General features: G+C 53.6%; 8 protein-coding genes. 5 read left to right on the forward strand and 3 right to left on the reverse strand.

Annotated elements, in window-relative coordinates; translation table 11 throughout:
- The first annotated feature begins 320 nt into the window (after positions 1–320).
- The 4 genes from ABYW01_RS08330 to ABYW01_RS08345 all read left to right on the forward strand — a co-directional run bounded on the left by ABYW01_RS08330 (position 321) and on the right by ABYW01_RS08345 (position 3,378).
- A complete protein-coding gene (locus ABYW01_RS08330) occupies positions 321–1,406 on the forward strand; it encodes an alcohol dehydrogenase family protein (protein WP_372832019.1) in 1,086 nt (361 codons plus the stop codon).
- A gap of 168 nt (positions 1,407–1,574) precedes the next feature.
- Positions 1,575–2,435: a LysR family transcriptional regulator gene (locus ABYW01_RS08335; RefSeq protein ID WP_372832021.1), complete on the forward strand. Its 861-nt coding sequence runs from the start codon at positions 1,575–1,577 to the stop codon at positions 2,433–2,435.
- A gap of 54 nt (positions 2,436–2,489) precedes the next feature.
- Entirely contained in the window at positions 2,490–2,912 is a 423-nt protein-coding gene (locus tag ABYW01_RS08340) for a MarR family winged helix-turn-helix transcriptional regulator (RefSeq protein ID WP_372832022.1), read from the forward strand.
- Between the two features lie 70 nt (positions 2,913–2,982).
- On the forward strand, positions 2,983–3,378 hold the full coding sequence (locus ABYW01_RS08345) for a 4-oxalocrotonate tautomerase family protein (protein WP_372832023.1): 396 nt from the start codon (positions 2,983–2,985) through the stop codon (positions 3,376–3,378).
- Positions 3,379–3,384: 6 nt separating this feature from the next.
- On the opposite strand, the gene ABYW01_RS08350 is transcribed toward ABYW01_RS08345, so the two are convergent.
- Entirely contained in the window at positions 3,385–4,281 is an 897-nt protein-coding gene (locus ABYW01_RS08350; protein ID WP_372832024.1) for a LysR substrate-binding domain-containing protein, read from the reverse strand.
- A 125-nt stretch (positions 4,282–4,406) separates the two neighbouring features.
- Here ABYW01_RS08350 and ABYW01_RS08355 point away from each other — a divergent pair, with 125 nt between their 5' ends.
- A complete protein-coding gene (locus tag ABYW01_RS08355) occupies positions 4,407–5,129 on the forward strand; it encodes an SDR family oxidoreductase (RefSeq protein ID WP_372832025.1) in 723 nt (240 codons plus the stop codon).
- An 8-nt stretch (positions 5,130–5,137) separates the two neighbouring features.
- Here ABYW01_RS08355 and ABYW01_RS08360 read toward each other — a convergent pair whose 3' ends face one another.
- Entirely contained in the window at positions 5,138–7,768 is a 2,631-nt protein-coding gene (locus ABYW01_RS08360) for a NahK/ErcS family hybrid sensor histidine kinase/response regulator (RefSeq protein ID WP_372832026.1), read from the reverse strand.
- A partial coding sequence (locus ABYW01_RS08365) for an FIST C-terminal domain-containing protein (protein ID WP_372832028.1) occupies positions 7,761–8,268 on the reverse strand: 508 nt, incomplete at its 5' end. The genes ABYW01_RS08365 and ABYW01_RS08360, both read right to left, overlap by 8 nt.

Genomic DNA, 8,268 nt, shown 5'->3' on the forward strand with positions numbered 1-8,268 from the left:
ACTGTCTGCATTCCCACGCGGGAGCGTGGGAACGAGGTAAATCGCTTACTCTGCGCAAACACACCTCTGGTTCCCGCGGTCCTCCGTGGGAATCCATATCGAGGGTTCCGGTAAGTACGGTGCTGAAATTAAGTACTGTCTGCATTCCCACGCGGGAGCGTGGGAACGAGGTAACCACCCACCCTGAGCGAACACACCTCTGGTTCCTACGGTCCTCCGTGGGAATCCATATCGAGGTTCCAGCATGTACGGGGAGATAATGCATTCCCTCTAAAATAACCTCACAATAGGCACCTCCAACCCAGCAGGAATCAAGACACATGACACCTCGTTTAATGAAAGCCATCGTCACTATGGGCAATGGTGGGTACGACAAGCTGGTCTACAAAGATGTTGCCATTCCTGCCGTTCAGCCGGGTGAAGTGCTGGTTAAGGTGCTTGCCGCCGGGGTGAACAATACCGAGATCAATACCCGATTGGGTTGGTATTCCTCATCGGTGACGGAGTCCACAAACGAAACTTCAGATGAAGATGGCGCTCTACAAAGCTCGGACGGTGGCTGGAATAAAGAGACCCCCTTCCCGTTTATTCAAGGGACCGATTGCTGTGGTCGGGTTGTCAGTGCCGCCGATAACGTAGACTCCGATCTCCTCAACAAACGCGTGTTAGTCCGCCCGTGCACCCGCGAGTCCGACTTCAGCTCGCTGGATAATATCTGGATGGGCTCTGACTTTGACGGGGCCTTCGCACAATATGTAAAAGTCCGTGCCAGTGAAGTGTTCCCGATTACTTGTGACTGGACGGATGCCGAGCTGGGTACGATTCCTTGCGCATACGGTACGTCTGAAAACATGCTGCACCGAGCACAGTTAAAAGCGGGTGAAACGGTACTAATCACTGGCGCCTCAGGGGGTATCGGGTCTGCAACGGTGCAACTAGCGAAGCGCAGAGGCGCGAAAGTGATTGCGGTCGCGGGGAAAGAGAAGCTCGAAGCCGTCGCCAAAATCGGTGCTGATATCCTGTTAGATCGCTCCGCAGATCTGCTGGACGAGCTAGGTGGACAATCCGTTGATGTGGTGGTGGATAACGTTGCTGGCGACGAATTTCCCACCATGCTCAAGGTCTTAAAACGGGGTGGCCGACTGGTATCCTCGGGCGCAATTGCAGGACCGATTGTCGATCTGGATATGCGTGATATGTATCTCAACGATATCACTTTGATCGGCACAACCGTGTGGGACGAACCGGTATTCCCCAACCTTGTACGATACATCGAACAGGGTGAAATCCAGCCGTTATTGGCGAAGACGTTTCCGCTGTCTTCTATTGCAGAAGCACAGCAGGAATTTCTCCAGAAAAAGCACGTGGGTAAGTTTGTACTGATTCCGCCGTCGGACCAAAACTAAACTACCCTCCACTGCTCTGTAGTCCTGAGTAATGTATACATCGTCAGCACAGAGAGCGGATAAAGCCATATCCGCCTCTCTTTACTACAGACCGCATTACTAGAGACACGAGAGCATTCTCATATTAAGATACATTTCATAGAAATTATTCTTCCACTGGAATAGATCATGGAATTTATCGCCCTGCGCACCTTTCAGGCCGTCGTTGAAGAAGGCGGTATTCTGTCAGCGTCCCGTAAGCTCAATACCGTTCAGTCCAACGTCACCAACCGGATCAAACGTCTGGAGGAAGAGCTAGGCTCAGAACTGTTCTACCGCAAAGGCCGAGGCTTAGAACTCGCCCCCTCCGGGAAAGTATTGCTGGAATACACCCGTCAGCTCCTACAGCTGGAATCCCGCGCAGGAGCCGCTGTCCGTCAGGTGGGTGAACAAAGCGGCGAACTGCGTATCGGTTCGATGGAGTCTTTTGCCGCCCTGCGTTTGCCGCCACTGCTGAAATCCCTGCGTGAGGCCCACAACGGTGTGGATCTGTTTGTACAGACCGACCGTTCCGGCGAGTTGGTCAATCAGGTTTCCAACCATAAGCTGGACTGCGCCTTTGTCGGCGGGCCGGTGAACCATCCTGACCTGATTGCGGTTGAAGTCTTGCAGGAAGAGTTGGTACTGGTGCGCGCCAAACACAACCGACAAGAGCAGCTGCCCCTGATTCTGTTCCGTGAAGGCTGCGCATACCGTGCCCGCTCGCTCGCATGGCAACGTGAAGCCGGATACCAGACCGATGATACGATGGAGTTGGGCACGCTGGACGGTATTCTGGGCTGCGTGGCGATGGGACTGGGCTGCACGCTGATGCCGCGCTGGATTGTGACCAACAACCGCCACTGTGATGACCTTGAGATTGAGACCATCGCCCCTCATCTGGCGAACATCCCCACCACCCTGATCTACCACCGCAACAGCTTACCGATGAAAGCGATTGATACCCTGATACAACAAGCGCAGGAACAAAAGATGCCAGGAGACGATTAAACCCTACCGATAAAACTAGTTGCATATACAACCACCCTATTCTAAGCTGCGCTTATGTTTGAAGAATGCCTGTATTTTAATAGTAATGCGCTGGCCCGCGCGGTGACCAAAATCTGGACGGATGCCTACAAAGTATTCGACCTGTCGCCACCGCACGCCTTTCTGTTACGGCTGGTGTTAGCAAAACCGGGGCTGCTCCCGCGTGAGCTGGCGGCTGAGCTCAGTTTATCCCGCTCCACGATTACTCGATTTCTGGACAGCCTGGAAAAACGGGAGCTACTAACCCGCAAACCTGCGGGTACAGATGGTCGTGAGTTGCAGGTATTTCCCACCCACAACGCACAAGCAATCCATCAGCAGCTAGATGCTACAGGCGCAGAACTCACCCGCCAGATGCGCGCGCTGATTGGCACTAACGATCTGACCACAATGGTTGCCGATATACGCAAGGTTCAAATGATGCTCGACAACAGTTGAGCTTTTATTTAGCCATATAATTGCATATACAACTATATGACTAAACTCACAAACGGAAAGGAGTTCGACCATGCCTTACATCAACATTCGTGTGAACCAACCGCTGACTCAGAAAACACGCCAGGCACTGCAGAAATCCACCACTCAACTGATGGATGAGCTGATGGGAAAACGTCGTGAAGTGACCATTGTACAGATTGAGGAAAGCATCCCTGAACATTGGTCAGTGAATGCGGAATCTCTGGACCTATCAGCCCCCACCGCTGCCTATGTGGATATCAAAATCACGGCGGACACCAACAGCGCAGAGGACAAAAGCCGGATGATCCAGCAAACCATCTTCATGTTGCGTGAACAGGTTGGTGCCTTGCAGGAAGCCTGTTACGTGGTGATCGACGAGATTCCGGCGATGAATTGGGGCTACAACGGCCAAACACAAGCTGCGCGGGCCGCAAACCGCCTTTGATCAACCTTATGCAAACGGCTGATACCGGGCTGGAAAATGCTCAATCAGCCAGTCCGCCAGCGTCCTTACTCGATTCAGTTGGTAACGGGCGGGCGGACAGATGAGTGAGAGTGGCGTGGTCTGACGCCATTCGGGTAACACCTCCACCAAGGAGCCCTCACGCAATGCGACGTTCACATAAGGGTCGGCCAAGCGCGCCACGCCGAGCCCCTGCTCTGCGGCCCGACACATCACCCGTCCGTTGGCGATCTGAAACCCTCGGCTGGCCTGAATACGCACCTGCTCATCCGGTTTTACAAACAACCATTCGCTGACACTGCCATAGATCAGCGGTAACTCGCGCAGGTCATTGGGATGCTGGATAGCACCCTGTTTTGTCAGAAACTCAGGGCTGGCGACATACCGCGTGGTAATGACGTGTAACCTGCGCGCGATCAGACTGGAATCGGGTAGTTCACCCATGCGCATCACCAGATCGTACTGACTCTCGATCAGGTCCACGCGCTGACTGGAGAAGTCCAGACTGACATCGATCTGTGGATAGGTTTGCTGGAACTCGATCAGCATGGGTGCTATCAGCTCCTCACCGATCAAGCCACCCACCGAGTTCATATGAATAGTGCCACTCAGTGCCTGGGTCGATTGGGTTGCCCATTCACGGGCGTTGTCCAGCTGATTCACACCCGCGCGACACTGCTCGTAATACCCCTGCCCAATCTCGGTCAGGCGCAGAATACGGGTCGTGCGATACAGCAGCTGCACGCCTAAGGTTTTTTCCAGTGCCGTCACCTGCTGACTGAGGCTGGCTTTTGACATCCCCAGTGCCTCCGCCGCAGCGGTAAAGCTGCCATGTTCGGCCACGGCGATAAATGAGCGGATACCACTCCAGTGAATATTGTTCATGATTTTCTAACAGTAATTTCAGATTAGGCGTATTTATCAAAATAACCCAATCCTTAAAATCTCTCCACATCGCTGAACGTTCAGCACTGTTTTTAAACCCTCGCTCAAGAGACAGGAGAGACACCATGAACAAACCATTGATCGTGATTACCGGCGCCAGCTCAGGTATTGGCGCAGCGACCGCTCAGGCATTTAGCCATGCAGGCCACCCTCTCCTGTTGCTGGCGCGTCGTATTGATAAACTCGAAGCACTGGCACTGCCAAACACCTTGTGTACACAGGTTGATGTGACTGACCGTGCAGCGGTGAACAGCGCAGTTCAGCAAGCCGAAGCACAATACGGTGCAGCCGATGCGCTGATCAATAATGCCGGTGTGATGTTACTGGGCCAGCTGGATCAACAGGACCCAAGCGAGTGGCAGCGGATGTTTGATGTGAATGTGATGGGCCTGCTGAATGGCACTCAGGCTGTGTTACCGGCGATGAAGGCTCGACGTGGCGGCACGATTATCAACATTAGCTCAGTGGCGGGCCGCAAAACCTTTCCGGGTCATGCCGCCTATTGCGGTACAAAGTTTGCGGTTCATGCGATGAGCGAGAATCTTCGAGAAGAAGTGGCCGATGATAATGTGCGGGTGATTACCATCGCACCGGGTGCGGTAGAAACCGAGTTGCTGTCACACACCACCTCCGATGAAATCATCGAAGGTTACGAAAGCTGGAAAGAGAGTATGGGCGGCGCCATCACACCAGCGGATATTGCCCGAGCAACGTTGTTTGCCTATCAGCAGCCACAAAATCTCTGCATCCGTGAGATCGTATTGGCCGCCACCCGCCAACAACCTTAACGCAGCGCTTAAATAACATCCTCCCTGACCTCCAACATATGGGTCAGGGTGGTTTTTAACTTCAGGGGTTTCACCGGTTTATTCATCAGCATGTAACCCAATTCGCGGATCTCTTCTTTGAGTTCTTTGCAGTAGTTCGCGGTGATCATCAGGACCGGAATCTTATGGCTGAGCATACTACACACCTCTTCTGCGGCATCGATTCCGTTCTCACCGTTGTCCAGATGGTAATCAGCAATCAACAGATCAACCGGCGTGCTCGCCGGATCAATCTTCGCCGTCAGGTCATCGACCGACAACGCTGTCGTCACCTGACAGCCCCAGCCTGTGAGCAGGGTTTCCATCCCCTGACAGATCGCCCGGTCGTTATCGATAATCCAGATACGTGCGTCCTGCAAACGCTCCAGACGCTGAGGCAGATTCGGCCCGTGTAACTCATCTGCTGACGGGAGTTTGTTGCCATACGGGACTTCAACGGAAAAGACCGAACCGGCCCCTTCGACAGATTCCACATGGATAGGATGCTCCAATACACGGGAGATCTTATCCACAATCGCCAACCCCAGACCGAGACCTTTATCCTGCCCACAATGGGTGTGCTTAAGACGCTTAAATTCCTGAAAGATCTCCTGCTTTTTCGTCGCAGGAATCCCTTCACCGGTATCCCATACTTGCAGTTCCAATCCGTGCTGACGGCGACGACAGCCCAGCAGAATCCGGCCGGACTCGGTGTAACGAATGGCATTGGAAAGAAAGTTGCGCAGAATCCGCGCCAGCAATTGCGAATCGGAGCTGATCACCGCATCACAGGCTACGAAGTGCAGATCCAGGCCTTCGCTCTGGGCAATCTGGCGGTACTCGTTGGCGATGTTTTCCAGCAGATCGCTGACCTTAAACGAGATCACATCCGGTACCACCACGCCTGCATCCAGCTTGGAGATATCCACCAGTGTACTGAGCAGCGACTCCACATCTTCTAACGAGTTAGACACTGAGTGCACCAGAGACTGGGTTTTCTGCTCCATCTCTTGCTCAATCAATGCGCTGGTAAACAAACGCGCGGCGTTGAGTGGCTGCAACAGGTCGTGACTGACCGCAGCAAGGAACTTAGTTTTCGACAGATTGGCCCGTTCCGCTTCCTGACTGGCTTCACGCAGACGGGATTCAATCAGTGAGCGTTCGTTAATCTCCAGACGTAACTGCTGATTCAGGTGGGTCAGTTCGGAGGTACGCTCTTTAACCCGCTGCTCCATCATCTGATAGGCCTGACGCAACTCTTCACCAGTACGGATACGTTCAGTGATATCGCGGATCATCACGAAGCAACCCAGCGGCTTATCATCTGCATCGAGGTTGGGCACATAGGACTTCAGCAGAATACGTTCTTCGCCCACGAGGTTGGGTTCACTCATCTCAAAGGTGACGCACTCTCCCGCCATCGCCCGCTGAAAATAGGGCGTGAGCGTCTTCATCTGTGCAGCGTCATGCACTTTGGTAATCAGCTCACCGTTCAATGCGCCACGAGGCTGCCCATACCACTCGTCATACACCTTGTTGGTGAATTGATAGCGTTCATCCTGCCCAACGTAACAGATCATCGCCGGTACATTATCGGCAATCAGGCGAATCCACTGCTCACTCTCACGTAACGTTTCAGCATATTGATGGCGTTCGGTAATGTCGGTATAGGTGTTCACGAAACCACCGGATGGCATCGGATGGGTGCGCACCTCAATCACTTTGCCATTGTGCTCACGCTGTTCAGACGCCACCACTTTACCCTGCTGGGCGGCCGATAAAGCATGCTGCAGAATGTTCTTATGCGACACCATCAGAGCGGCGTACGGAGGGCGTTCTTCAGCGGTCGATTCTTCCACACCGGTCAGCTCCAGGAAGCGATCGTTCCAGACCTCCAGCACACCTTCATGATTCACCAGCGCCACACCCTGCGATAAGTTATCCACTGTCGCCTGTAGCAGTTTGCTCTTCTGCTCCAGCGCCAGCTCCCGGATCGCGGTTTCACGCGCCTTCAGCTCAGAGATATCGGTATAGAGCACCACTAAGCCGCCATCCATCGTGCTGCGCTGGCTCATCTGGAACCACTTACCGTTGCTCAGGCGGAACACTTTGCTGGAGCTGCTGTTTTCGCTGAATGTCTCTGCGATCAGGCCCGACTCGTGACCCAGATCCCAGATATCCTGAATGGTAATGCCCGTCTGAATTTCGACACGCACATCGTTCCAGATATCGCTAAATTTATTGTTAAACAACACCACCCGTCGCTCGGCATCAAACAGGACAAAGGCATCAGAGATACTGTCGATGGCATCGATCAGGCGTTGATGGGAGATGGCGGCTTGCTGATTGGCGTCTTGCAGTTTTCGGTTAGTGGCTTTCAGATCAGAGAGCGCGGCATTCAGGGCTTCAGTCCGTTCTCGCACCTGCTCGGCCAGTACCACGGAATGTTCAAACGCTGCGTAGGGGTTCGCCACCTGAGAGCTACCGGATTCAACCCGCTCAATCAGCACATTGTTGATCCGTTTGAGTTTGGCGTTCTCCTGCTCCAGCTCTGCCAGCCTCTGCTGCAACTGATCTGCCGTTTGCCCCTGTTGCTGAGCCTGCTTCAAAGATTCATTCATGGCCGTCACCCTGTGGGCACTGACCAATCGCCACACCGGTAAAGGTTTGGTTTACATGCATCCCGGCATTTTGTTCACCGTAGGTGTTAAAACCGACCACCTTATTGCGCCTTAGGATCTCGGATACTTCATCACGAATACCCGACAGCTCAATCTCCAGACGGCGCAGGAAGCAGTCGCAGCCAATGATGATCTGTGGCTCTCCCACCTCCTCCTTGATGCCGGCCAGCTCTTTCTCCAGATTAGGGATAATCGGTCCCGGCTCCATCACCGTCATGACGATGCCTTTCTCAACCGCACAGTAGAACGTCAGGCTCAAGTCGTCGTTAACCTGCTGGATAGAACGAACGAAATATTCGTCACCCAGCTTCACCGCAATGGGATTCAACGCAAACACTTCGTGGTTGAGGTCTTCCAGCGTAAGCCCAATCGCACGGGCATACTCCAGCGCGGCGGGTTCAGCATTCAGTTCCAGTACACAACGTCCATCCGGGTCCGCA

This window comes from Pontibacterium sp. (assembly GCF_041587635.1).
Classification (GTDB): Bacteria; Pseudomonadota; Gammaproteobacteria; order Pseudomonadales; family Balneatricaceae; genus Pontibacterium.

Excerpts from the sequence above, each read along its gene's own strand:
- ABYW01_RS08330 (WP_372832019.1), top strand. The coding sequence starts at position 321 with ATGACACCTCGTTTAATGAAAGCCATCGTCACTATGGGCAATGGTGGG.
- ABYW01_RS08335 (WP_372832021.1), top strand. The coding sequence starts at position 1,575 with ATGGAATTTATCGCCCTGCGCACCTTTCAGGCCGTCGTTGAAGAAGGC.
- ABYW01_RS08340 (WP_372832022.1), top strand. The coding sequence starts at position 2,490 with ATGTTTGAAGAATGCCTGTATTTTAATAGTAATGCGCTGGCCCGCGCG.
- ABYW01_RS08345 (WP_372832023.1), top strand. The coding sequence starts at position 2,983 with ATGCCTTACATCAACATTCGTGTGAACCAACCGCTGACTCAGAAAACA.
- ABYW01_RS08350 (WP_372832024.1), bottom strand. The coding sequence starts at position 4,281 with ATGAACAATATTCACTGGAGTGGTATCCGCTCATTTATCGCCGTGGCC.
- ABYW01_RS08355 (WP_372832025.1), top strand. The coding sequence starts at position 4,407 with ATGAACAAACCATTGATCGTGATTACCGGCGCCAGCTCAGGTATTGGC.
- ABYW01_RS08360 (WP_372832026.1), bottom strand. The coding sequence starts at position 7,768 with ATGAATGAATCTTTGAAGCAGGCTCAGCAACAGGGGCAAACGGCAGAT.